Genomic DNA, 22984 nt, shown 5'->3' on the forward strand with positions numbered 1-22984 from the left:
AACGACAAATAGGCTTGAAGGATTATTTAGTGAACTAAAACGAAAATTAAATAATCACAATGGATTAAGCAAAAAACGTAAGGTTATGTTTATAAAGGATTTTTTGAATAAGAAAAGCAATTAACGATCAAAAATATAATGGAGATCCCACACTTTTGTCCACTTGAAAAGAAAATGGACAAAAATCCCACATTTTTGTCCATTACGCCAGTTTTTTGAGTAAGACCTTTCCGTTTAAGTTTGAGCGGAAAGGTCTTTAATTTATAACCCACGTTAAGTTCTAAGTTCATTGATTAGTTCAGGTTTACGATGAAGTAAATCTAATAATGTTTTTGCTGCACCGCTTGGCTTTCTTAGCCCTTGTTCCCAAGAACGTAGCGTATTGACTGAAATACCTAATTTTTCGGCAAATTTAGGTTGTGAAAGTTTTACTTTATTGCGTGTTTCGACAATAGGTGATATTTGATAGGCTGTTTTACTAATTTCTCCATACTTAGCTTGGCTGAGCGATAGGTATAAACTTTCTTGATGTTCAGCCATTTCGGGATCGTCAGCAATAATAGCTTCTATCATTGCATCAATATCCCAATCTTTGGTTGCTTCTTTTAGTTGTTTATCAATACTCATTATTTTTGCTCCGTAAGTTGTTTTAATTCGTTATTAGATAGGTTTTCCTTGTCATTTTTTGTATAAATATCTAGCATTAAGATAAAGCCTGAATGTAATACATTAAAATAAATAACTCTAGCCCCACCACGCTTACCTCGTCCTGATGATTGCCAACGTATTTTTCTGAGACCTTTTCCTTGTGGAATGACATCACCTAAAAGAGGATTCTGTGAAATATGTGAAAAAAACGCTAAACGTTCTTCTTCACTCCAAATCTTTTTAGATTCCTGTTCAAATCGGATAGTTTCAATAATGGTGTACATTAGTTATCTCCTTAATGCTTTGTATTATAGTAATACTTTGTATTGTTTTAAAGCATAAATTCCCATTCTTCCTTAAATTAAAGTATCATAGCACCATTTAATAGCTTTCTATTTATGTGTGAATCCTATGCCTAACGATCTCTTTCAAACCGCTCAACAGCACCTTTCTCAGCTCTGTGAAACTCAGGGTATTACATTGGATTTGCAAAATAATCCGCAGATCTCACCGCTTATTACTGCAATGGCAATGTCGGATTTTGTGGCGACACAGCTACAAAAACAGCCTGAATTATTGGCTCAATGGTTAGTGAAATCTCCAAGTATTGCTGATTGCGACCACTATTCACAACGCTTACAAGCAGTATTGTCAGCAGTAGAAAGCGAAGAACAGCTACATTCTGCATTACGCCGATTTCGTCATCGTGAAATGGCAACACTCAGTTTTGTGCAATCTAACCGTTTAGCAACAGTACAACAGATTTTTGAGCGATTATCAGATTTAGCCGAAGCCTTAATTTTAGAGGCGAGAGATTGGTTGTTTGAACGTTTGTGTCAAGAATATGGCACGCCAATGAATGAGTTAGGCGAGAAACAGGAATTACTGATTTTAGGTATGGGAAAATTAGGGGGAAGAGAGCTTAATTTCTCGTCTGATATTGATTTGATTTTTACTTACCCAGATATGGGCGAAACAATCGGGGCAAGAAAACCAATAGAAAATAGTAAATTTTTCACTCGTTTAGGGCAACGTTTAATTCGTGCATTAGATGAAGTTACGGTTGAAGGTTTTGTGTATCGAACCGATATGCGTTTGCGACCTTTCGGGGATAGTGGTGCTTTAGTGCTAAGTTTTAGTGCGATGGAAGACTATTATCAAGAACAAGGGCGAGATTGGGAACGTTATGCGATGATTAAAGCCAAAATCTTGGGCGAAGATCTGAATAACATTAACCATAAATACCTAAAACAGCTATTACGTCCTTTTGTTTATCGCCGTTATTTAGATTTCAGTGCCATTCAATCACTGCGTGAAATGAAACAGAAAATTAGCCGAGAAGTGTTAAGACGGGGGTTAGTTGATAACATAAAATTAGGGGCTGGTGGTATTCGTGAAGTGGAGTTTATCGTGCAAACGTTTCAGATGATGCGTGGTGGACGAGATAAAATTTTACAGCAACGTAGCCTTTTGCAAGTTTTACCACATTTCGTTCCGCTTAATCTGTTAAGCCAACAGCAAGTAGAACAGTTACAGCAAGCCTATCTCTTTTTACGCAATGTGGAAAATATCTTGCAAGCGATCAACGACCAACAAACCCAAACATTGCCGACAGATCCTATCGATCAGGCTCGAATTGCCTTTGTTTGTCAATGTGATACTTGGCAAATTTTTCTCAATCAATTGCAACAACATCAGCAGAATGTACGGGCGATTTTTAATGAGTTGATTGGCGAAGATGAGCAAGAGAGTGATGATGCTGAAAATCCTTTACTTGCAACGTGGCGAGATATTTTACATTATCAGATGACAGAAGATGAACTTGCAAGTCAGTTAAAAGATTACCCTGTTGAACCTTGCGATTATCCGATTATTTTTCAGCAATTATCGACTACTTTTCAAGATTGGGTAAAACGTTCTATTGGCGTGCGTGGGCGTGAAGTCCTTCGCAAATTGATGCCGAAAGTGGCCGATCAGCTTTTTAATCAAGCGAATTATTTGGTGCTATTGCCCCGAATTTTAAATATTCTCGACAAAATCAATACGCGTACAACTTATTTAGAATTATTGCTCGAAAAAGAGCAGATTTTGCCACAGTTAATGCAATTATGTGGGCAATCAATAATGATTTCCGAGCAGATCGCACGCTATCCAATGTTGCTTGATGAACTTATTTTGCCAAAGAGTTTGGTGACAATGATCGAGTTAGATCATTACCCTATGGCATTACAAGAGTATCTAATGCGAGTGCCTGAAGATGATGAAGAAGCGTTGATTGATGCACTACGTCAATTTAAACAGAGCCATATTTTGCGGATTGCGGCTGCGGATATTTTAGGCGTTCTGCCTGTGATGAAAATTAGTGATCATCTCACTTATTTAGCAGAAGCAATTATTGGGGCGGTAGTTAATATAGCGTGGCGGCAGGTGGTTCAACGTTTTGGCAAGCCAGAACATTTAACTTTTGATGAACATAGCGGTGAGCAACAGCAAGATTTTGTGGTGATCGGTTACGGTAAATTGGGCGGCATTGAACTCGGGTATAATTCAGATTTAGATCTGGTGTTCTTGCATAACGCTCCTGAGCAGAGTGAAACTCAAGGCGGTAAGAAATCTATTTCAAGTCATCAGTTCTATTTAAAATTAGCTCAAAAAATCAATGGTATTTTTAATTTAAATACCAGTGCAGGCGTGCTTTATGAAGTAGATATGCGTTTACGCCCGTCTGGAGAAGCAGGGCTGTTAGTCAGTACCTTTAAAGCCTATCAAGATTATCAGCAAAATGAAGCGTGGACGTGGGAAAGTCAGGCTCTGGTTCGAGCAAGGGCAGTATATGGTAGCAAAAACTTGCGAGAGAAATTTACTCAAATTCGCCAAGAAACTTTATCAATGGCTCGTACAAGCGGTGAGTTACGTTCAGAAATTTGCAAAATGCGTGCAAAAATGTATGAACATTTAAGCCATACAACGCAAGGAAAATTTCATTTAAAAACCGATCACGGTGGCATTACCGATATTGAGTTTATCGCTCAATATCTCGTGCTAAATTATGCTCATCATTATCCAACAATGACGGATTGGTCGGACAATGTGCGTATTTTTGAGCGTAGTGTGGAATGTGGTATTTTGACCGACACACAAGGAGAAACCTTAAAACATTGTTATATTACATTACGCAATCAAATTCATCATTTAAATCTACTGAATCAAGAGGCAGTAGTAGATAGCGGTGAATTTGTTATAGAACGTCAGCAGGTACAAGCAATTTGGCGGGAGTTATTGCAAACTAATGTTAATAAATAGATGTCTTAGACCCACAGAAACTTAATGCGATTTTACAGCAAATAGGGAGTTAAAAATGAATAAATTGAAAATGACGATGATGTTATTGAGTGTGATTGCTTTAACCGCTTGTGCAGTTAGCCCTGAACAGCGTGCAGAAAGAGAAGCCAAACGAGTACGAGCAGAACAAGCATTACAAGTTAAATTGGCTAAACAATGTGATATAGAAGCAGCGGAATTGATACACGAACAATTTAATCCTCCATTAGATCGTACAGAAAAAGAACAGAAATTATTTGAAAAACGCTATACTGAAAAAGTAAATAACCCTGTTTTTCAAGCTTGTTATAAACTTGCGTTAGAAAATTATAAAGCTCAAGAAGAATTACGTTATATGCGAATGCATTATGATGAAGATTTCCGCTTTGGATTCGGATTTAGTCGATTTTGTTATGCGTGTTGGTAAAATATGTTGAAGTGAAAAATAAGTAGCAAAGGAACAGAAAGGATAAATTTTAAACGTATGATACAATAAATCGTGATTTAACTCACAAAAAGCTAACATTTTGCTTTTTTATTCACATTTTCTTAATAGAATACGCTCCTACTTATTAACGGGACGGTTTTGTTCTATTTCATACTATTTAAGGGTGGCTGTATGGCTCTTTTTCTAAGTGTTTTTCCAATTGTGTTACTTATTTACCTAATGGTTAAACGTAATGCACTTCCTTCTTACATTGCATTACCGTGGATTGCGGTAGTTGTGTTAATTATTCAACTTATCTATTTTGGTACAGACATTACCACAGTAAGTGCTAACATTGCATCTGCACTTATTGCGGTACAAACACCAATTACTGTTATTTTTGGAGCGGTATTATTTAACCGTTTTTCAGAAGTTTCAGGGGTAACAAATACGTTGCGTAAGTGGTTAGGGGCTATTAACCCAAATCCAGTTGCTCAAATTATGATTATCGGTTGGGCATTTGCCTTTATGATTGAAGGGGCGAGTGGTTTTGGTACGCCAGCTGCGATTGCTGCACCGATTTTAGTTGGCTTAGGTTTCCACCCATTAAAAGTGGCAATGGTTGCATTGGTAATGAACTCCGTTCCTGTTTCATTTGGTGCGGTAGGTACGCCAACGTGGTTCGGTTTTGGTCCATTACAATTACCTGAAAATCAAATTCTTGAGATCGGCTCAATGACAGCGTTAATTCACGCATTTGCTGCACTGGTTATTCCTGTAATGGCTTTACGTTTAATTGTTTCTTGGCAAGATATTCGTAAAAACTTAGTATTTATTTATATCAGTGTTTTTGCTTGTGTTGTACCGTATTTGTTATTAGCACAAGTAAACTATGAATTCCCATCATTAGTGGGTGGTGCTATTGGTTTATTAATTTCAGTATTTGTTGCAAATAAAGGGATTGGTTTAGCGAAAGTTGAAAATACTTTAGAAAATGGCAATGTGACTAAAGGTGAAGTGATTAAAGCATTATTCCCAACAGGTTTATTGATTGCTATTTTGATCATTACTCGTATCAAACAATTACCATTTAAAGCAATGATGAACGATGCAACATCTTGGGTAAGCGTGCAATTGGGTTCATTAGGGTTGTTTGATATTAGTAACGGCTTAATTTTTAGTTTAAAAAATATCTTCGGTACGACAATTAGTTCAAGCTATAAATTGCTATATGTTCCAGCGTTAATTCCGTTTGTCGTTACTGTATTGATTACTATTCCTGTATTTGCAGTATCAGCAAGCAAAACTAAAGATGTATTTGTAACTAGCTTAAAACAAACCAAAAATCCATTCTTTGCCCTTGTTGGTGCATTGATTATGGTGAATTTAATGTTAGTTGGTGGCGATGGCTCAATGGTAAAAATTATCGGTAAGAGCTTTGCTGAAGCAACAGGTGAATATTGGACATTATTCGCATCTTATTTAGGTGCAGTGGGTGCATTCTTCTCGGGCTCAAATACGGTATCTAACCTAACTTTTGGTAGCGTACAGTTATCAACAGCAGAATTAACTGGTCTTTCTGTTAGCTTGGTATTAGCACTTCAATCTGTTGGTGGAGCAATGGGTAATATGGTGTGTATCAACAATATTGTAGCAGTAAGTTCAGTATTAAATATCAATAATAAAGAAGGTGAAATCATTAAGAAAACGGTTGTGCCTATGACTGTTTATGGCGTTATCGCTGCATTGGTTGCGCTCTTTATTATCCCTATCTTCTATGCGGTTTAATACTGATATAGCATAGAAGTTTGGGGAAACAAGCGGTTATATTTTGTAAATTTTTTGCAAAATCTACCCGCTTGTTTTCATTTTAGATTATCTATTTATTAATTATTTTCATTTTTGTTTTTATTTTTTTGTAAATTGAGTTGGAGTTTATTATGAACGTAAATTTTTACGTTACCTGTATTGCTGACATTGTGAAAGCAGGGGTAGCCAAAAATACGGTTCTCTTATTGGAGAAACTTGGGTGTAATATTACCTTTTTAGAAAAACAAGGTTGTTGTGGACAACCTGCTATCAATAGCGGTTATACCAAACAAGCACTCTCAGGAATGAAAGTGTTGGTGGAAACCTTTGAAGTAAATGATTATCCAATTGTTGCACCAGCAGGATCTTGTGTTTACGCCATCAAAAATTACCCCGAATATTTTGAGCGTTTTGGGGAAATGGAGTGGGCAGAGCGTGCAAAGAAAGTAGCAAACCGTTTTCACGATTTAACCGATTTTATTGTTAATGTGCTTGGTGTAACTAATGTTGGTGCACAATTAACAGGTAAAGCGGTTTATCACCCATCTTGTAGCCTTTCTCGCAAATTAGGTATTGTGAATGAGCCTTTAACATTATTACAAAATGTAAAAGGATTAGAGTTATTACCTATTCATAATCAGCAAACTTGCTGTGGTTTTGGTGGCACATTCTCGGTCAAAATGGCTGAAATTTCAGGCGAAATGGTTACAGAAAAGGTAGAACATATTACCGAAGCTGAGCCAGAATATTTAATTGGTGCGGATGTGAGTTGCTTATTAAACATTGGTGGTCGTTTAAGTCGCGAAGGTAAGAATGTGAAAGTAATGCACATTGCTGAAGTGTTAATGCAGGGAGGGAAATAAAATGTCACTAAAAACCAGTAACCTTGCTTTTAAAGTACGAGTGGATAACCAAATCCACAATGATATGATGCGTAAAGCTATCGTTAAAGCACAGGAAACAATCGGTGCAAATCGTCAAAAAATGGTTGATGAATTAGGTAATTGGGAAGAATGGCGTGATCTTTCCAAACAAATTCGTAACCACGTTTTAGCAAATTTAGATGCTTATTTATATCAGCTTAGCGAAAAAGTTCAACAAAATGGCGGACACGTCTTTTTTGCAGAAACAGCCGAAGAAGCTACCGCTTATATTCGTCAAGTGGCGTTGGAAAAGAATGCCAAAAAAATTGTTAAATCAAAATCAATGGTAACAGAAGAAATTGGTTTAAACGAAGTGCTTGAAAAAGAAGGGATGAAAGTTGTTGAAACTGATTTAGGGGAGTATTTGCTACAAATCGTAGGAGATAAACCTTCACATATTGTAGTACCTGCGATCCATAAAGATCGTTATAAAATTCGCCAAGAATTACACGATGCAGTCGGTTATCAAGGTAGCGAACAACCAGAAGAAATGAACGCTTTTGTCCGTAAAGTATTGCGTCAAGATTTCTTAGACGCGGATATTGGGATCAGTGGTTGTAACTTTGCTGTTGCCGAAACAGGTTCAGTTTGTTTAGTAACCAATGAAGGTAACTTACGTTTAGCCACAACGCTCCCTAAAACGCACATTGCGGTAATGGGAATGGAGCGTTTAGCACCAACATTCCAAGAAGTTGATGTATTGATCACGATGTTGGCACGCAGTGCAGTTGGGGCTAAATTAACCGCTTATAACACTTGGCTGACTGGCCCACGCCTTGAAGGTGAAACGGACGGGCCTGAAGATTTCCATTTAGTGATTGTTGATAATGGTCGCTCAAAAATTCTAGAGAGTGAATTTAAAGAAGTGCTACGTTGTATCCGCTGTGGTGCTTGTTTAAATACTTGCCCTGCTTATCGTCAAATTGGCGGACACGGCTACGGCTCTATCTATCCAGGCCCAATCGGTTCTGTGATTTCGCCATTACTGGGTGGTTATGAAGAATTTAAAGAATTACCTTACGCTTGTTCATTATGTACTGCTTGTAATTCTGTTTGCCCTGTGAAAATTCCACTTGCACAGCTTATTCTAAAACATCGTGAGCATATTGCCCAAAATGGAATGACTCCAGCCGTAGAACGTTTATCTATTTTTGGTTTTAACCTTGCTAACTCACACCCAACGCTTTGGAAAGTCGGAGTGAATTTAGGGGCAAAAATTGCGGGTAAATTGATTAAAAATGGTAAAGCACCAATTGAAGTGGGGGCGTTAGCGGAGTGGACAAAAGCTCGTGATTTACCTTCTGCGGAAGGCGAAAGTTTCCGTGAATGGTTTAATAACAGAAAATAGGGGGATCAATGGATATGCAAAATCGTGAAAATTTCTTAAATAAATTAGCGGAGCGAATGGGCAGACCTCGCCAAACTGTTCCAGCACCAATGCCAGAGTTGGTAAATAATCACCCTATGACACGTTTAACCGATCGTACCCAAACAGAGCTTTGTGATGAATTTATTAATTTTGCTCGTGTAATGATGGCAGATGTCGTCATTGCAAAAGAAAATGAATTACCTACCGCTATATTGGATATTTGTGAAAAATATGGTGGTGGGAAGATCATCATTAACAATGATGAAAGATTGGTTGAGTTAGGCGTTACGCCAACATTACAAGCTAAATATGAGAGTTATATTTGGGATCTTAACCAACCACAGCAGAATATTACTCAAGCGGAACAAGCTAATATTGGTGTTGTTTATGGCGAATATGGATTAGCCGAATCTGGCGGTATTGTGCTGTTTTCGGATAAAGATTTTGGACGTTCTGTGAGTTTATTACCTGAAAAATCTGTGGTGGTATTACGCAAAAGTAAGGTGTTGCCACGAGTGGCTCAATTAGCCAAAATCTTACACGAGAAAGCTCAACAAGGCGAAAGAATGCCATCTTGTGTCAATATTATCTCAGGCCCAAGTGCTACGGCAGATATTGAATTGATCAAAGTGGTGGGGGTACACGGCCCTGTTTCAAAAATTTATTTAGTGATTGACGATCTTTAAATTAAAAAGATGAGATGATTGATCTGCACCCCAAAAGTTGGACTAAACAACCAATGAATTAAGGTGCAGATTTTCATACTTAACCATAAACCAATTCAATCTTTCATTCCTTCTGTAAATAGCGAAGTATGTTTTAGCTTATAATCATTACGCTTTTTTGTTACAATCTTTGCCCTTATATATAACAAGTCAAAATAATGAAAAGAAATACCTTATTAACGCTATTATTTGCTTTATTGTTTGTTTTAAGTTCGCCGTTATATGCCAAAACGGCACAATTTTCTTCGCCTTTAGAATATCTCAATGCAATGACAAAAGCACATAAAACGTTAAATTATGAACAGCTTTATATTTTGCAACAAGGGGAAGATGTTCAATCTTTGCGTTATCGCCACGCCTATTGGAATGAGAAAGAATATGCTCAATTATTACGCCTAGATAATAATCGAGAAGAGATGATTTTGCGTGATGATATGGTGAGTTATTTTGGCGAATTTCAGCCTTTTAGTTTGCCAAGTTCGCATATCTTAGATGATCTGCCATCTGTGCTTTATACAGACTTTAATCAGCTGCAAGGCTATCATTTTGTCGATTCGGGCAGAATGAGAGTGGCTGACCGTCTTGCTCGAGTGATCCGCATTGTGCCTAGAGATGATTTCCGCTATCAATATGAAGTTTGGATTGATGAAGAAAATCATCTATTGCTACGCAGTGATCTGTTAGATCGTGAAAGAAATGTGTTAGAGCAATTTAAGGTGATACAAAATACTGTTAATGAAGAGTTTTTGTATATTGTTGAGCCGATTAGTACCCTAATTTTGCCTGCACTAATTCAACCGAAAGAAAACTCGCCACAAAATACATTAAATTGGAAGCCAAGTTGGATTCCACAAGGGTTTAAAGCTATTTCTTCGGGGCGACAAACTTTATCTGAGTTTTTAATGGATAATGAACAAGTAGAAAGCCAATTATATAGCGATGGATTATTCTCCTTTACTATCTATGTTGTACAGAATAAAGGCATCATTTTTGATGAACAGTTTTGGCGACAAGGGAAAATGAGTATTTATAGCCAAACTTTGGGTGATAAAGATGTCGTTATTGTAGGCGAAATTCCACTGGTATCCGCTCGTCATATTGTGCAAGAAATCAAATTGCAAGAAATTAAGCCAAACTAACCGCTTACGGAGAAAATCATAATGATGATTGAACAAGCTACCGTTTTAGATTATCAAAATGGGGTAGCAAAGGTACAATGCTTTGCTAAAAGTGGCTGTGGTGCTTGCTCGGCTACATCAGGTTGTGGAACTAAATCTCTTTCGGCATTGGCTGGAGAAAAAGTAGCACCACAATTTGAGTTGAGTGTAAATCAAGTTTTGAGCGTGGGCGATCGTATTGAAATTGGCTTGGCAGAAAACAGTTTATTGGTAAGCGTATTTTGGTTGTACTTAATACCACTTATCGCTTTAGTGGGAAGTACATTGCTACTTTCACAATGGATTAGTAATGAATTAGGATTGGCATTCGGTATTTTTACTGCCACTGCAATCACTTTTGTTATTGTAAAAAAAATAATAGCTCAAAAACAGCAAGGGGAATTTACCCCTATATTTTTGCGAAAGATTTAAGGAGAGTTAAATGGAGCAGATTTGGTTTGAAAATTATCCAGTAGGGGCAGAGCGTACGATAAACCCCGATGAATATAGTTCTTTGCTGGAAATGTTTGAAAAAGCAGTACAACGCCACCCTGATATTCCTGCGTATATCAATATGGGAAAAGTACTGACATTTCGTAAATTGGAAGAGCGTAGTCGAGCATTTGCCGCATATTTACAAAATGAATTACGTTTAGAAAAAGGCGAGCGAATTGCCTTGATGATGCCAAATTTATTGCAATATCCTATCGCATTATTTGGGGCATTGCGTGCGGGACTTGTGGTGGTAAATGTAAATCCTCTTTATACACCACGAGAATTGGAACATCAGCTCAATGATAGTGGAGCGAAAGCGATTGTTGTGGTCTCTAACTTTGCAGCAACTTTAGAAAAAGTAGTTTTTGATACGCAGGTTAAACACGTTATCTTAACCCGAATGGGCGATCAGCTCTCTTTCGGTAAACGTACCTTAGTTAATTTTGTGGTTAAGTATGTCAAAAAACTCGTGCCAAAATATAAATTACCTCACGCAGTAAGTTTTCGTGAAGCCTTGAGTATTGGTAAGCAACGTCAATATGTCAAACCTGTTATTCATAGTGATGATCTTGCTTTCTTACAATATACAGGTGGTACAACAGGTGTAGCGAAAGGGGCAATGCTAACTCATCGCAACATTATTGCTAATGTAATGCAGGCAAAATGGGTGGCTTATCCGCTAGTGAGTAAAGGTGATGAGCGAATTGCCGTCATTGCCTTACCGCTTTACCACGTTTTTGCTTTAACGGTAAACTGTTTGCTCTTTATTGAATTAGGGATTACAGGGCTATTGATTACTAATCCAAGAGATATTCCAGGTTTTATCAAAGAGCTGAAAAAATATCGAGTGATGGCAATTACAGGGGTAAATACTCTATTTAATGCTTTATTGAATAATAGCCAGTTGAAAGAAGTTGATTTTTCTAAGTTACGTCTTTCTGTTGGTGGCGGTGCGGCTATTCAACGTGCAGTGGCGGAGCGTTGGCATCAAACCACTGGAAATCATATTATTGAAGGTTATGGTATGACGGAATGTTCACCATTGATTGCGGCAACTCGTAATGACTCAACCGAGTATTCTGGCTCAATTGGTGTACCTGTTCCGAATACAGATATTCGTATTGTTGATGATGCAGGAAATGATGTTGCAATGGGTGAACGTGGCGAGTTATGGGTAAAAGGTCCACAAGTTATGCGTGGTTATTGGCAACGTCCTGAAGATACCGCTGATGTGTTAAAAGATGGCTGGATGGCAACAGGGGATATTGTTGAAATGGGGCAAGATCTTAATTTACGCATAGTGGATCGTAAAAAAGATATGATTATCGTATCGGGTTTTAATGTTTATCCAAATGAAATTGAAGATGTTGTTGCACTGCACCCTAAAGTGAATGAAGTGGTTGCGGTCGGTATTCCAAGTGAAGCCTCTGGTGAGAGCATTAAAGTATATGTGACCAAAAAAGATGAAAGCCTAACTCGTGAAGAACTGCGTAGCCACTGCCGACAACATCTCACAGGTTATAAGATCCCAAGAGATATTGAGTTCCGAGATGATCTACCAAAAAGTAATGTCGGTAAAATTCTACGCCGAGTATTACGAGATGAAGAAGTTGCAAGGGTAAAAGCTCAGCTTAAACCAGAAAATGTTACTGAATAAGCGATAAGAGACTTTTTTCCTAAATATAAGATTAACTAAAAATCTTGTTATTTTTAGCATTTCATAAGTTAAAACGCTATTCTGTTTTTTAGCCATAAACCCATATTTTAGTAATGAAATATGGGTTTATGGTTTTTTTATTATATTTTTATATTATTCATTTCTTTTAGTTTTAATGTTTTTTCTATTAATCTATATCTCAAGATATATATCATAATATTTATTGCTAAATAAAAGGTCTCTATAACTAAAAACTATGTTTTGTATTTTTGTATTTATTTACAATGGGTTACGCTTTTTATTATGTGTTTTATATTATTTTTATTATTGGGATATATTTATTTTTAATTATAACAAATATATAAATGGTCTTTCACAAATTTATTAGAAAACTATTTAATACACTCAAAGAGCATTATTTCAATCAATTAAAAGGAGTGTTTATGGGTCATCCAACTATTTTTCCAACAGGCGTAACAATTTATAAACCTGAGAAATGCTGGAACGGTTATAACCTTGTTCAAACTATCCGTTCGGGTGCTTTATTATTTGATATGAATGGGAATGAGATTCGTCGCTGGGACGAATTTCATGGCTTTCCAAATAAATTGTTGCCGAATGGTGATTTGATTGGTTATTCGGGAGATCGTAATCCTAAGTATGGAATGCAAGATGGCGTTGATTTAGTACAAATTGATTACGACGGTAATGTGGTGTGGAAATTCGATAAATTTGAATTTGTTGCAGATGAAGGTGAAATTCCACGTTATATGGCTCGTAGCCATCACGACTATCAACGAGAAGGCAATCCAGTTGGATACTATGTACCAGATCAAGAACCGCAATCTCGATCAGGGAAAACACTAATACTAGGTCATAAAACGGTTTTAAATGAAAAGATAAGTGCAACTAAGCTATTAGATGATGTCTTCTATGAAGTGGACTGGGAAGGAAATATTTTATGGCAATGGTTAGCTTCGGATCATTTTGACGAAATTGGTTTTAGCGAGGAAGCTAAGAAAACCATTTATAAGAACCCTAATATACGAGCGGCTGATGGTGGGGTTGGAGATTGGTTACATATTAACTGTATGAGCTATCTCGGTGAGAACAAATGGTACGATGCAGGTGATGAGAGATTTCACCCTGAAAACATTATTTTTGACAGCCGAGAAGCGAATTTCTTAGCAATTATATCTAAGAAAAGCGGCGAGATTGTCTGGGAAATAGGTCCGAATTGGGAAGAGGATGATGTGAAGCATATCGGTAATATTATTGGCCCTCACCACGCTCACTTGATTCCTAAAGGCTTACCTGGAGCAGGGAATATTTTGGTTTTTGATAATGGTGGTTGGGGTGGATATGGTGCTCCTAATCCAGAAAGTCCAGATGGTACTAAAAATGCTCGTCGTGATTATTCGCGAGTTTTAGAAATTGATCCAATCAGCTTAGATATTATTTGGCAATTTACACCAGAAGATATTAAAGCGGCTATTCCAACTGATGCCAGCAAATTTTATAGCCCTTATGTAAGTAGTGCACAGCGTTTACCTAATGGAAATACATTGATAGATGAAGGATCAAATGGAAGATTGCTTGAGGTAACTGCTGAAAAAGAGATTGTATGGGAATGGATTTCTCCTTATTACAGCCATCAGGATGGAGATAAACCGATAAATAATATGATTTATCGAGCCTACCGCTATCCTTATGATTGGGTAAAACAAGAACCACTTCCGAAAGAAGTAGCAATTGAACCTATTGATGTTACTCATTATCGGTTACCTAATGCAGGTAAATTTGGTGCTAAATCAATAATAAAAGTTGAAGGGACATTACCTTATACTGAAAGTGCTGCATTATGTGTAGCCAAAAGTGATGAAAAGTTAGAAAAAACATCGTTGTTTAAGATAAATAGCAGTTTATTCACCGAAATCAATGAAACAGAATCCTTATCCCAATCCAAAATTGAACTTATATTGTTTGGGGCAGAAAGATGTGTTCATTGTAAGACTTTATATTCAGCATTAGAGAAGCTATTACATTCGGATTTAGCCCAATTTATTGATGCTAAATATATCAATGTAGATAAAAATCCGAATTTAGTGGATACCTATGATATTCGAGGAATTCCAACTGTAATTCTTGTAAAACAAAATAAAGAGCTTGCTAGACAATCGGGAGTACAGACATACCAGCAACTGTATGATTGGTTAAAAGTATTCATTTAAGCGGAGGGAATATATGAAAAATGGATTATTAAATGTTTCTTTAAATAGGAATCTTAAATTTATTTTACCTTTAAGCATTTTACTGGGGTGGTACTGTTCTACTACGATTGGTGGATTACCAGAAACTGCATTGCCTAAGATAAGTTCAGTAGGTACTACTGCGGTTGAGATGATTAGATCTGGTGAATTATATGCCGATTTAGGAATTAGTTTACGCCGAGTTCTTGTTGGTTTTTTTCTTGCATCAACAATCGGTATTACTTTAGGAATATTAATGGGTATTTCAAAAAAGATAAGTGAATTTTTTCAGCTGACATTAACTGCGATGCGACAAATTCCAATGGTTGCTTGGATACCGTTAATTATTCTGTGGGCTGGGATAGATGAGTTATCTAAAATAGTAGTCATTTTATTTGCTGCAACATTCCCTATTATTGTTAATACAATCAACGGTATTGATTCAACTTCCAAAAGTTTCTTAGAAGTTGCTGAAGTTTATCGTATGAGTAAATGGGATACATTTAGAAAAATTTACTTACCGTCTGCGTTACCAGCATTATTTACTGGGTTACGTTTATCGTTGGGGATCTCTTGGATGGCTGTTGTTGCCTCCGAACTAATAGCATCTTCTTCAGGAATAGGTTTTAGACTTAATGATGCTCGTAGTTTAATGCGTTCTGATGTTGTGATTGTTTGTATGTTCGTTATTGGATCTGTGGGGTTATTGATGGATAAGATTATTTGTATTGCAGCAGAGCTTGCAACACCTTGGAAAAATAATTAGGTACCAATAATTTGTATAAAATAATGGAGGATTTATGTCAGAGAATTTAATTGAAATAAAAAATATTTCTAAAATTTACCAGAAAGAAAGTGGTGATGTCCCTGTATTAAATAATATCAATCTAACTATTAAAAAAGGTGAGTTCGTTACTATTGTAGGGCATAGTGGCTGTGGTAAAAGTACATTATTAAAAATGATTGCAGGGATGCTCCCTGCTGATTCAGGGGATATTAAGATCAATGGGAGATCAATAACGGAAAGTCAAGGAAATTGTGCAATGGTATTTCAAGAGTCCCGTTTATTTCCTTGGTTGAAAATATATGAAAATGTCGGTGTAGGGTTAAAGAATCTACCTAAATCGGAGAGAGAATATAAAGCTTACGATTATCTGAAATTAGTCGGATTATCTGGTTTTGAAAATGCTTATCCGAAAGAATTATCGGGTGGTATGGCTCAGCGTGCAGCTATTGCTCGTGGACTAGTGATGAATACAGATATTTTACTGTTTGATGAGCCATTCGGTGCATTAGATGCAATGACTAAAATCCAAATGCAAGAAGAAGTATTGCGTATTCGTCAAGAAGAACAGAAGACGATGATTCTAGTAACCCACGATATTGAAGAAGCGGTGTATTTAGGAGATCGTGTTGTTGTATTGTCTTCACGCCCTGGACAAATTAAAGATATTGTTTCAGTAAAAATGGAAGGCATAAAGGATCGCACTAAAGATGAGTTTCTTTACTATAAAAATAAGATTCATCAATATTTCTTTGAAAGTAAGCACTACGATATTGAATATCAAATTTAGGGGATAAAATATGACAAAATCTAAACGAAAAGTCTTTACTCTATTTTTGTACATTAGTTTATTATTTATCTTATCTTTAGGTGGAATTAAATTTACTGAGGGTACAAAAATATCACCTGAACATACACTCAAAACATTACGTTTAGGGCTGCCGGGTATATCTAATAGTACCTTAGAGGCTGGTGGTATTGCTGTTCACAATAAGTACTTTGAAGAAGAACTGGCTAAAGAAGGCTATAAATTAGAAATAGTTTTCTTTCAACAGGCAGGTCCTGCACTGAATGAAGCATTAGCATCTAACAAAATAGATGTTGCACTTTATGGTGACTTACCGATCGCTATTCTTAAAAGTAAAGGTGCTGATGTAAAAGTGTTTGCGATAGACAATTCAAATTTACAATTTGGCACTATCGTTCAAAATGAGAGCCAAGCTAAGACGATTGCTGATTTACAAGGGAAAAAAGTGATCTACGGTAAAGGAACAGTACAGCAACGCTATTTCAATGCCATTACCAAATCTTATCAATTGGACCCAAAAAACTTTGAAATGGTCAATTCTGTTGGTGCAGATGCTAATTCTGTATTTAGTGGTAGACAAGCAGATGCCATATTTGCATTCTATTACACGGTATTATTTATGGAGTCAAAAGGAATGGGGCGGGTCATTGAATCTACCTTAGATAAACCTGAGATTAGTTCACAAAGTCTTGCAGTAGGACGTAATGAATATCTTGTTCAAAATGAACGAGCGGCTGTTGCAATGATAAGAGGATTGAAACGTGCAAAAGAGTTTGCAGCTCAGAATCCAAGTGCGGCATACAATATTTTCGCAAAAAATAATATCCCTGCTGCGGTTTATGAGAAAGCATACTCTGCTGATCTTGAATTTAAAAATTTTGAACCAGAAATTACATCTGCATCAATTGATAAACTTAATCACTTAGTGGATTTTCTTATTGAAAATAAACTGATTAATACTAGAGTAGATGTAAATGATTTAATTACGACGAAGTATTATCAATTATTCTTACAAGACAAGTAAGATGTTCTACAAAATGTTTAGTCAAAATTATCCAATGATATATTGAGCCTATTTCAACATATTTAAAGAATTTTGGGGTATATAAAGGGTAAATCAGCAATCATTTTGTTCACTACACCAACAAAAAGCGGTGGGATTTATAAAGTTTTTTACGTATCCCATCGCTTATTGAAATGATATATTCTATTCATTCACACTATTCAACAATAGGAATAATGCGTGAAGCTGAAGCACCTTTATCACTATTAGTAAATTCAAATTGGACTTTTTGTCCCATTTTTAATGATCGATAACCTTCCCCTTCAATGACAGAAAAATGGGCGAAGATATCACCTTCAAATACGTCAGATGTAATAAAACCAAACCCTTTTGCATTGTTGAACCATTTTACGATGCCAATTTCCATTAGAAAATCTCCTTTGTTATCTAAGTGGCTCAATCTTAATTGAAAATAGGCGATTATTAAATTAACAATTTTTAAAATATCGACATAGATCACAAAATTTTAATCATTTCTTTAAAAAATTGACGTTTCTAATTGTAAAACACCTTTTTCAATAACAATGGATTTACCTATTTTTTTAAAGATTGCCTCTTTTGTTTTATTTTCATCTAAGGTGTAAACAGGATAATGTTCTAAAACATCAGCTAAACCACTTTCAAGTGCAGGTAAAAATGTTTGTAGTTCATTTTGATATTTTTCAGGAGTAATATACCAATTCTTTAAACGTACATCTTTAAGGAATATAGCTCCCTTTGTTTGATCGTAGAAAGGCACAGTATCTAAATTTAAGTGTGCTTTAATATTATAAGATTTGCCTTTTAAACGCAGTAAACCATCAACAATTCCCCCAATTTCAACGCGTTTTTCAGGTGTTTGTCCAATTTGAGTTGCAAGATTATGTAAGTGGTAGTCTAACTCAAATAAATTAGGAATACCGATACTGTCTTTTAAAGGAATTTTTTCGGCTAAACGTGTATCTAAATATTGATTGATCTCTTGTTGAGTAATGCTTAATAAACCAGCATTTGCGACAGTTGCTGTTAAAGAAAGCAACAATAGGGCAGATTTACATAATTTTTTCATAAAAACTCCTTTAAAAAATTGGTTTATAAGAAATAAACCAAGTAGAATGTTTGAATTATTGTGTAAACGGTATAATAGTTTTATAAGAAAAGGAATAAAAAATGAAAAAAATTTTTATTATTGCATTCGCATTATTCATTTCTGCTTGTAGTCTTGGTGGCAGCGTAAGTGCAGGTGGTGGTTCGAATGGAATGGGCGTGGGATTAGGCATTGGCACTGGTATTCGTTTTTAACTTTTAAGATTTTACTTGGAATGAACTTTTTGCTAGAAACCTGTCAAAAAGGCACTTTGATGAGAAAAGGATAAACAATGAAACAACTTATTAAGAAATCATTTATCACTTTAGCGTTATTTTCAGCTAGTTCTTTTACTTTTGCAGATGCACAAGCTGTGTCAGAGCTACAAAAACGTTTAGATCTTGTTAGCCAATATAGTGCTGATTTTGAACAGACTGTCCGTTCAAGTAAAGGTAAGGAAGTTCAAAAAGGTAGCGGGAAATTTCAAGTAAAACGCCCAAACTTATTTAGAATGGATACCAAAAGTCCACAAGAGAATTTAATTGTATCTGATGGGCAAACATTATGGTTTTACGATCCATTTGTTTCTCAAGTCACAGCAAATTGGGTAAAAGATGCGGTTAATAATACACCATTTGTGTTATTAACCAGTAATGATAAAAGCCATTGGGATCAATATGACGTTCAACAAAATATGGACGCATTTGTGTTAAAGCCAAAATCTAAGAAAAGCAGTATTAAACAATTTGATGTGCGTATTGATGCAAACGGGTTATTAAAGGGCTTTAGTACTATTGAACGTGATGGGCAAAGTAACTTGTATGTATTGCGAAATATTACAACTGCACCATTATCTGCAGATTTGTTCAAGTTTAATGTGCCGAAAGGGGCAGAATTAGACGACCAACGTAATAAAAAATCGAAAAAATAATTGAATTTCAGGGCGTTTTATAAACGCCCTATAAGGTTATAAAATCTCTTTTTTTCTTATTTGGTAACTGTAATGAAATCACTTTATCAACAACGCGATCCTTTAGAATGGCAACAGTTTATTGATTTACTTAAACAGGCAGTAAATGAAGATAAAACCGAAGATTTGCTTTCAATGCTATTAACTGCAGATGAGCGAAATGCGTTAGGATTACGCGTGCAAATAGTCAGTGCATTACTTGATAATCAAGCCTCACAACGTGAAATTCAACAACAACTTAATACCAGTGCAGCTACGATCACAAGAGGGTCTAATATGCTGAAAACCGTTGAACCGAGCATTCGTGATTGGGTAAGTGAAAAACTCAATGGCAAAGCGTAGAAAAAAGAAATCACTGTGGGCGAAATGGCTCAAACCTTTCTTTTCAGTAAAGAAAAATGCCTCCATTAGAGAATGGGCTTGGTTTTTATTTAGTCGTGTTGGGTTTGCAATTGCAAATTTTTATCTCTGTTTAACTTTAATTTTTTCTGCTGTACCCGTCCCATTTTCTGCTTATATGCTACAAAAGAAAGCAGAAAATCTGTTGCAATCAGATTATCGTATTCACTATGACTGGGTCAGTATTGACGACATCGCGTGGCAAATGCAAATGGCAGTGATTGCCGGGGAAGATCAACGTTTTGATAACCATTTTGGGATTGACCTTGATGCGATTTTACTTGCCTTAAAGCGGAATAATCAAACTCACAAAAAGCCTATTGGTGCATCAACCATCTCTCAACAAACAGTAAAAAATCTCTATTTATGGCACGGTACGAGCTGGATTCGTAAAGGGATAGAAATTCCATTAACGTTACTGGTTGAAACCTTATGGTCAAAAAAACGAGTATTAGAAGTTTATTTAAATATTGCCGAATTTGGCAAAGGTATTTTTGGTGTTGAAGCGGCCGCAAAATATTATTTCAATAAATCGGCAAAGCAATTAACAATGCAAGAATCAGCTTTATTGGCGGCATCTTTGCCAAATCCGTTCATTTATCGAGTGAAAAGCCCAACACAGACAATGCGAAAGCGTCAGCAATGGATTATTCAACAAATACATAATCTAGGTGGCAGGGCTTATTTAACCAATTTATAGGTAGTCAAATGCGATTTTTAATGCTGTGTCGTGAACCCCGTTTATATAGTTGCCAACGTCTATTGTCTGCCGCTAATCAACTTGGGCATTCAATGGATATCCTTGATCCTAATCGCTTTCTACTGAAACTCTCACAGGGTCAATTTGAATATTATTACCAACAGGGCGAGGGCTATGATAAGCATCGACCAGAGCCGATTAAGTTAGATCAATATGATGGCGTTATCCCCCGTTTTGGTACAACAAGTACAGAAATGGGGAGCAACGTATTACATCATTTTCAGCAACAAGGTATCAATGTATTAAATTCCGCAGAGTCATTCCGTTTAGCAAGAGATAAATGGCAAAGTTTACAGGCTTTGGTCGGTGCAGGCATTGCTGTTCCTGATAGTGCAATGACGGGGGAGTTATATTCACTTAATCAAACTGTTAAGCAGTTTCGATTCCCCCTTGTAATAAAAACCTTATCAGGCTCTCAAGGTGTTGGTGTAATGCTTGCGGAAAAGCCAACTAGTGCTGTAAGTCTATTAGAAACCTTAAAAATGGCAAAGGTAAATTGTTTGCTACAACACTTTATTGCTGAATCAACAGGGGAAGATATTCGGGCATTTGTGATAGGCGATAAGGTTGTGGCATCAATGGTGCGTTATAGTGCAAGCGGTGACTTTCGTGCCAATATTCACCAAGGTGGGCGAGCAGAACCAATTTCGCTTTCGACACAAGAACAACAAATTGCAATTGAGGCGACCAAAGCACTTGGGTTAGACGTGGCAGGAGTGGATCTTATTCGATCACAAACTAAAACATTGGTGTTAGAAGTGAATGCAAGCCCAGGGTTAGAAATGATTGAGAAAGTAAGTCAGCAAGATCTTGCAACACAGATGATCGAGCATTTATTGCAAAAGATAGCTTGATTGCAAAAAAATCACAGAAACTAACCGCTTATCTTTCCTATTTTTATAGGATTAGGTTAGAATAGCGACTATTTTTGATAATTAAAGGGTAAATGTAGTCGCCTATGTATAATGAATTGGCACAAACACTTCCAGAATTGATTTCGTGGACAAAAGATCGTGAATTTTCACTCTCGCTTTCAACCGAACGCTTAGCCTTTCTATTGGCAATCTCCCTTTATAACAATGAAAGAACCGATGGCGAATTACTCGAATCAGACTTACAAGATCTTTTTCGCCACGTTTCTACTGCTTTTGAACAGTCAGACAGCACCTTAACACAGCGTGCAAACAATGCTATCAACGACCTTGTTAAGCAACGTTTTCTTAATCGTTTTAGTAGCGAATTTACCGAAGGGTTAGCGATTTATCGCCTAACACCACTTGGCGTTGGTATTGCTGACTACTATGTCCGCCAACGTGAATTTTCTACATTACGTCTTTCAATCCAACTTTCTATCGTTGCCGATGAAATTCAAAGAGCATCAGCATCTGCCGAAGAAGGGGGGGATGAACGTTTTTGGCGTCAGCAAGTTTTCGCCCCACTAAAATATTCTGTTGCAGAAATTTTTGACAGTATTGATCTTTCACAACGAATGATGGACGAAAATCAACAGCAAATCCGAGAGCGAATTGCTGCATTATTAAGTCAAAATTGGCACCAAGCAATCGCTACTTGTCAGCAATTACTTGATGAAACATCACTAAATTTACGAGAATTACAAGATACACTCAATGCCGCAGGAGATAAATTACAAGCTCAATTATTGCGTATTCAAAGCTGCTTAATTGGACGTAATGATCTTGAATTTGTCGATATTTTAGTGGTTAATTTACAAAATAAACTTGACCGTATCATTAGTTGGGGGCAACAGTCGATTGATTTATGGATCGGCTATGATCGCCACGTTCATAAATTTATTCGTACTGCCATTGATATGGATAAAAATCGTGTCTTTGGTCAGAGATTACGCCAATCAATCCAAGATTACTTTGAACAACCTTGGCAACTCTACTTTACTAAAGCGGATTCTCTACTGGATCTGCGTGATGATGAAACCGAATTTAATGAAGCGGAAGCAGTAGGTGAATTACCGACCGAATTAGAGTATGAATCGCTTTCAGAAGTCCAAGAACAAATCGTTGCTATTATGCAAGCACATCTTGCTCCATATCGAGAGCAAGGCAAACCAATTGATTTAAGTGAGATTTTGCGTGAGCAACTCGCAAAATATCCACTTTCACGCCATTTTGATGTAGCTCGCATTATTGTGGATCAAGCGGTTAAACTGGGTATGGCAAGCCAAGATAGCCAAGCGATTTACCCACAGTGGCAATCCATTAACCATAATGGTGCAGAAGTACAAGCGAATGTGATTGATCAATATAATCCGTAATAAATTTCCAAAGTGATAAGCGGTAAGATTCCGCATAAATTTTGCAAAAGGTGATAATTATTCA

General features: G+C 36.5%; 23 protein-coding genes. 19 read left to right on the plus strand and 4 right to left on the minus strand.

Annotated features, from left to right (window positions below; translation table 11 throughout):
• Nucleotides 1-273: 273 nt before the first annotated feature.
• On the minus strand, nt 274-627 hold the full coding sequence (locus tag A1D25_RS05940) for a helix-turn-helix domain-containing protein (RefSeq protein WP_157394777.1): 354 nt from the start codon (nt 625-627) through the stop codon (nt 274-276).
• Nucleotides 627-932, minus strand: a complete 306-nt coding sequence (locus tag A1D25_RS05945) for a type II toxin-antitoxin system RelE/ParE family toxin (protein WP_157394778.1) — start codon at nt 930-932, stop codon at nt 627-629. Before A1D25_RS05945 ends, A1D25_RS05940 begins: the two co-directional genes overlap by 1 nt.
• Before the next feature lie 127 nt (nt 933-1059).
• Between A1D25_RS05945 and glnE the strand changes: the two genes are divergently transcribed.
• The 13 genes from glnE (at nt 1060) to A1D25_RS06010 (ending at nt 17396) form a co-directional block, all read left to right on the plus strand.
• On the plus strand, nt 1060-3951 hold the full coding sequence (gene glnE / locus A1D25_RS05950; protein ID WP_157394779.1) for a bifunctional [glutamate--ammonia ligase]-adenylyl-L-tyrosine phosphorylase/[glutamate--ammonia-ligase] adenylyltransferase: 2892 nt from the start codon (nt 1060-1062) through the stop codon (nt 3949-3951).
• A gap of 55 nt (nt 3952-4006) precedes the next feature.
• Nucleotides 4007-4396, plus strand: coding sequence for a hypothetical protein (locus A1D25_RS05955; protein ID WP_157394780.1), 390 nt, complete (start codon nt 4007-4009; stop codon nt 4394-4396).
• Between the two features lie 192 nt (nt 4397-4588).
• Complete coding sequence (locus tag A1D25_RS05960) at nt 4589-6184, plus strand: lactate permease LctP family transporter (RefSeq protein ID WP_157394781.1); 1596 nt, start codon at nt 4589-4591, stop codon at nt 6182-6184.
• Nucleotides 6185-6336: 152 nt separating this feature from the next.
• Entirely contained in the window at nt 6337-7068 is a 732-nt protein-coding gene (locus A1D25_RS05965; RefSeq protein ID WP_157394782.1) for a (Fe-S)-binding protein, read from the plus strand.
• A gap of 1 nt (nt 7069) precedes the next feature.
• Complete coding sequence (locus tag A1D25_RS05970; protein WP_157394783.1) at nt 7070-8476, plus strand: LutB/LldF family L-lactate oxidation iron-sulfur protein; 1407 nt, start codon at nt 7070-7072, stop codon at nt 8474-8476.
• 8 nt (nt 8477-8484) lie between these two features.
• On the plus strand, nt 8485-9183 hold the full coding sequence (locus tag A1D25_RS05975; protein WP_157394784.1) for a LutC/YkgG family protein: 699 nt from the start codon (nt 8485-8487) through the stop codon (nt 9181-9183).
• 197 nt (nt 9184-9380) lie between these two features.
• A complete protein-coding gene (locus A1D25_RS05980) occupies nt 9381-10361 on the plus strand; it encodes a MucB/RseB C-terminal domain-containing protein (RefSeq protein ID WP_157394785.1) in 981 nt (326 codons plus the stop codon).
• 21 nt (nt 10362-10382) lie between these two features.
• Entirely contained in the window at nt 10383-10811 is a 429-nt protein-coding gene (locus tag A1D25_RS05985; protein WP_157394786.1) for a SoxR reducing system RseC family protein, read from the plus strand.
• A 10-nt stretch (nt 10812-10821) separates the two neighbouring features.
• Entirely contained in the window at nt 10822-12531 is a 1710-nt protein-coding gene (gene fadD / locus A1D25_RS05990; RefSeq protein WP_157394787.1) for a long-chain-fatty-acid--CoA ligase FadD, read from the plus strand.
• 443 nt (nt 12532-12974) lie between these two features.
• Nucleotides 12975-14762 (plus strand): aryl-sulfate sulfotransferase, encoded by a 1788-nt coding sequence (locus tag A1D25_RS05995; protein WP_157394788.1) that lies wholly within the window; start codon nt 12975-12977, stop codon nt 14760-14762.
• Nucleotides 14763-14775: 13 nt separating this feature from the next.
• On the plus strand, nt 14776-15546 hold the full coding sequence (locus A1D25_RS06000; protein ID WP_157394789.1) for an ABC transporter permease: 771 nt from the start codon (nt 14776-14778) through the stop codon (nt 15544-15546).
• A 34-nt stretch (nt 15547-15580) separates the two neighbouring features.
• Nucleotides 15581-16354, plus strand: a complete 774-nt coding sequence (locus A1D25_RS06005) for an ABC transporter ATP-binding protein (RefSeq protein ID WP_157394790.1) — start codon at nt 15581-15583, stop codon at nt 16352-16354.
• A 10-nt stretch (nt 16355-16364) separates the two neighbouring features.
• Complete coding sequence (locus A1D25_RS06010; RefSeq protein ID WP_157394791.1) at nt 16365-17396, plus strand: ABC transporter substrate-binding protein; 1032 nt, start codon at nt 16365-16367, stop codon at nt 17394-17396.
• 196 nt (nt 17397-17592) lie between these two features.
• Here A1D25_RS06010 and cspD read toward each other — a convergent pair whose 3' ends face one another.
• On the minus strand, nt 17593-17802 hold the full coding sequence (gene cspD, locus A1D25_RS06015; RefSeq protein WP_157394792.1) for a cold shock domain-containing protein CspD: 210 nt from the start codon (nt 17800-17802) through the stop codon (nt 17593-17595).
• 111 nt (nt 17803-17913) lie between these two features.
• A complete protein-coding gene (locus tag A1D25_RS06020; protein WP_157394793.1) occupies nt 17914-18483 on the minus strand; it encodes a YceB family lipoprotein in 570 nt (189 codons plus the stop codon).
• A gap of 101 nt (nt 18484-18584) precedes the next feature.
• Here A1D25_RS06020 and A1D25_RS11175 point away from each other — a divergent pair, with 101 nt between their 5' ends.
• From A1D25_RS11175 to mukF, 6 genes are all read left to right on the plus strand, one after another.
• Nucleotides 18585-18716, plus strand: coding sequence for a hypothetical protein (locus tag A1D25_RS11175; protein ID WP_275895808.1), 132 nt, complete (start codon nt 18585-18587; stop codon nt 18714-18716).
• A gap of 77 nt (nt 18717-18793) precedes the next feature.
• The gene (gene lolA / locus A1D25_RS06025; protein ID WP_157394794.1) at nt 18794-19432 is read left to right on the plus strand and encodes an outer membrane lipoprotein periplasmic chaperone LolA; all 639 of its coding nucleotides are present in this window, start codon (nt 18794-18796) and stop codon (nt 19430-19432) included.
• Between the two features lie 72 nt (nt 19433-19504).
• Nucleotides 19505-19813, plus strand: coding sequence for a trp operon repressor (gene trpR, locus A1D25_RS06030; protein WP_157394795.1), 309 nt, complete (start codon nt 19505-19507; stop codon nt 19811-19813).
• Nucleotides 19800-20570 carry a monofunctional biosynthetic peptidoglycan transglycosylase gene (gene mtgA, locus A1D25_RS06035; protein ID WP_157394796.1) on the plus strand — a complete coding sequence of 257 codons (771 nt, stop codon included), beginning with the start codon at nt 19800-19802 and terminating at the stop codon, nt 20568-20570. The genes trpR and mtgA overlap by 14 nt, the downstream gene beginning before the upstream one ends.
• An 8-nt stretch (nt 20571-20578) precedes the next feature.
• Nucleotides 20579-21484, plus strand: coding sequence for an ATP-grasp domain-containing protein (locus A1D25_RS06040; RefSeq protein ID WP_157394797.1), 906 nt, complete (start codon nt 20579-20581; stop codon nt 21482-21484).
• A 104-nt stretch (nt 21485-21588) separates the two neighbouring features.
• Nucleotides 21589-22920: a chromosome partition protein MukF gene (mukF, locus tag A1D25_RS06045; protein WP_157394798.1), complete on the plus strand. Its 1332-nt coding sequence runs from the start codon at nt 21589-21591 to the stop codon at nt 22918-22920.
• The last annotated feature ends 64 nt before the right edge of the window (nt 22921-22984 follow it).

The organism is Ursidibacter arcticus, assembly GCF_009761375.1.
GTDB lineage: Bacteria > Pseudomonadota > Gammaproteobacteria > Enterobacterales > Pasteurellaceae > Ursidibacter > Ursidibacter arcticus.

Excerpts from the sequence above, each read along its gene's own strand:
- A1D25_RS06010 (WP_157394791.1), top strand. The coding sequence starts at position 16,365 with ATGACAAAATCTAAACGAAAAGTCTTTACTCTATTTTTGTACATTAGT.
- cspD (WP_157394792.1), bottom strand. The coding sequence starts at position 17,802 with ATGGAAATTGGCATCGTAAAATGGTTCAACAATGCAAAAGGGTTTGGT.
- A1D25_RS05995 (WP_157394788.1), top strand. The coding sequence starts at position 12,975 with ATGGGTCATCCAACTATTTTTCCAACAGGCGTAACAATTTATAAACCT.
- A1D25_RS05955 (WP_157394780.1), top strand. The coding sequence starts at position 4,007 with ATGAATAAATTGAAAATGACGATGATGTTATTGAGTGTGATTGCTTTA.
- lolA (WP_157394794.1), top strand. The coding sequence starts at position 18,794 with ATGAAACAACTTATTAAGAAATCATTTATCACTTTAGCGTTATTTTCA.
- A1D25_RS05970 (WP_157394783.1), top strand. The coding sequence starts at position 7,070 with ATGTCACTAAAAACCAGTAACCTTGCTTTTAAAGTACGAGTGGATAAC.
- A1D25_RS05975 (WP_157394784.1), top strand. The coding sequence starts at position 8,485 with ATGGATATGCAAAATCGTGAAAATTTCTTAAATAAATTAGCGGAGCGA.
- A1D25_RS06000 (WP_157394789.1), top strand. The coding sequence starts at position 14,776 with ATGAAAAATGGATTATTAAATGTTTCTTTAAATAGGAATCTTAAATTT.
- A1D25_RS11175 (WP_275895808.1), top strand. The coding sequence starts at position 18,585 with ATGAAAAAAATTTTTATTATTGCATTCGCATTATTCATTTCTGCTTGT.
- A1D25_RS05960 (WP_157394781.1), top strand. The coding sequence starts at position 4,589 with ATGGCTCTTTTTCTAAGTGTTTTTCCAATTGTGTTACTTATTTACCTA.
- mtgA (WP_157394796.1), top strand. The coding sequence starts at position 19,800 with ATGGCAAAGCGTAGAAAAAAGAAATCACTGTGGGCGAAATGGCTCAAA.
- A1D25_RS05945 (WP_157394778.1), bottom strand. The coding sequence starts at position 932 with ATGTACACCATTATTGAAACTATCCGATTTGAACAGGAATCTAAAAAG.
- A1D25_RS05980 (WP_157394785.1), top strand. The coding sequence starts at position 9,381 with ATGAAAAGAAATACCTTATTAACGCTATTATTTGCTTTATTGTTTGTT.
- glnE (WP_157394779.1), top strand. The coding sequence starts at position 1,060 with ATGCCTAACGATCTCTTTCAAACCGCTCAACAGCACCTTTCTCAGCTC.
- fadD (WP_157394787.1), top strand. The coding sequence starts at position 10,822 with ATGGAGCAGATTTGGTTTGAAAATTATCCAGTAGGGGCAGAGCGTACG.
- A1D25_RS05985 (WP_157394786.1), top strand. The coding sequence starts at position 10,383 with ATGATGATTGAACAAGCTACCGTTTTAGATTATCAAAATGGGGTAGCA.
- trpR (WP_157394795.1), top strand. The coding sequence starts at position 19,505 with ATGAAATCACTTTATCAACAACGCGATCCTTTAGAATGGCAACAGTTT.
- A1D25_RS05940 (WP_157394777.1), bottom strand. The coding sequence starts at position 627 with ATGAGTATTGATAAACAACTAAAAGAAGCAACCAAAGATTGGGATATT.
- A1D25_RS06020 (WP_157394793.1), bottom strand. The coding sequence starts at position 18,483 with ATGAAAAAATTATGTAAATCTGCCCTATTGTTGCTTTCTTTAACAGCA.
- A1D25_RS05965 (WP_157394782.1), top strand. The coding sequence starts at position 6,337 with ATGAACGTAAATTTTTACGTTACCTGTATTGCTGACATTGTGAAAGCA.
- A1D25_RS06005 (WP_157394790.1), top strand. The coding sequence starts at position 15,581 with ATGTCAGAGAATTTAATTGAAATAAAAAATATTTCTAAAATTTACCAG.
- A1D25_RS06040 (WP_157394797.1), top strand. The coding sequence starts at position 20,579 with ATGCGATTTTTAATGCTGTGTCGTGAACCCCGTTTATATAGTTGCCAA.
- mukF (WP_157394798.1), top strand. The coding sequence starts at position 21,589 with ATGTATAATGAATTGGCACAAACACTTCCAGAATTGATTTCGTGGACA.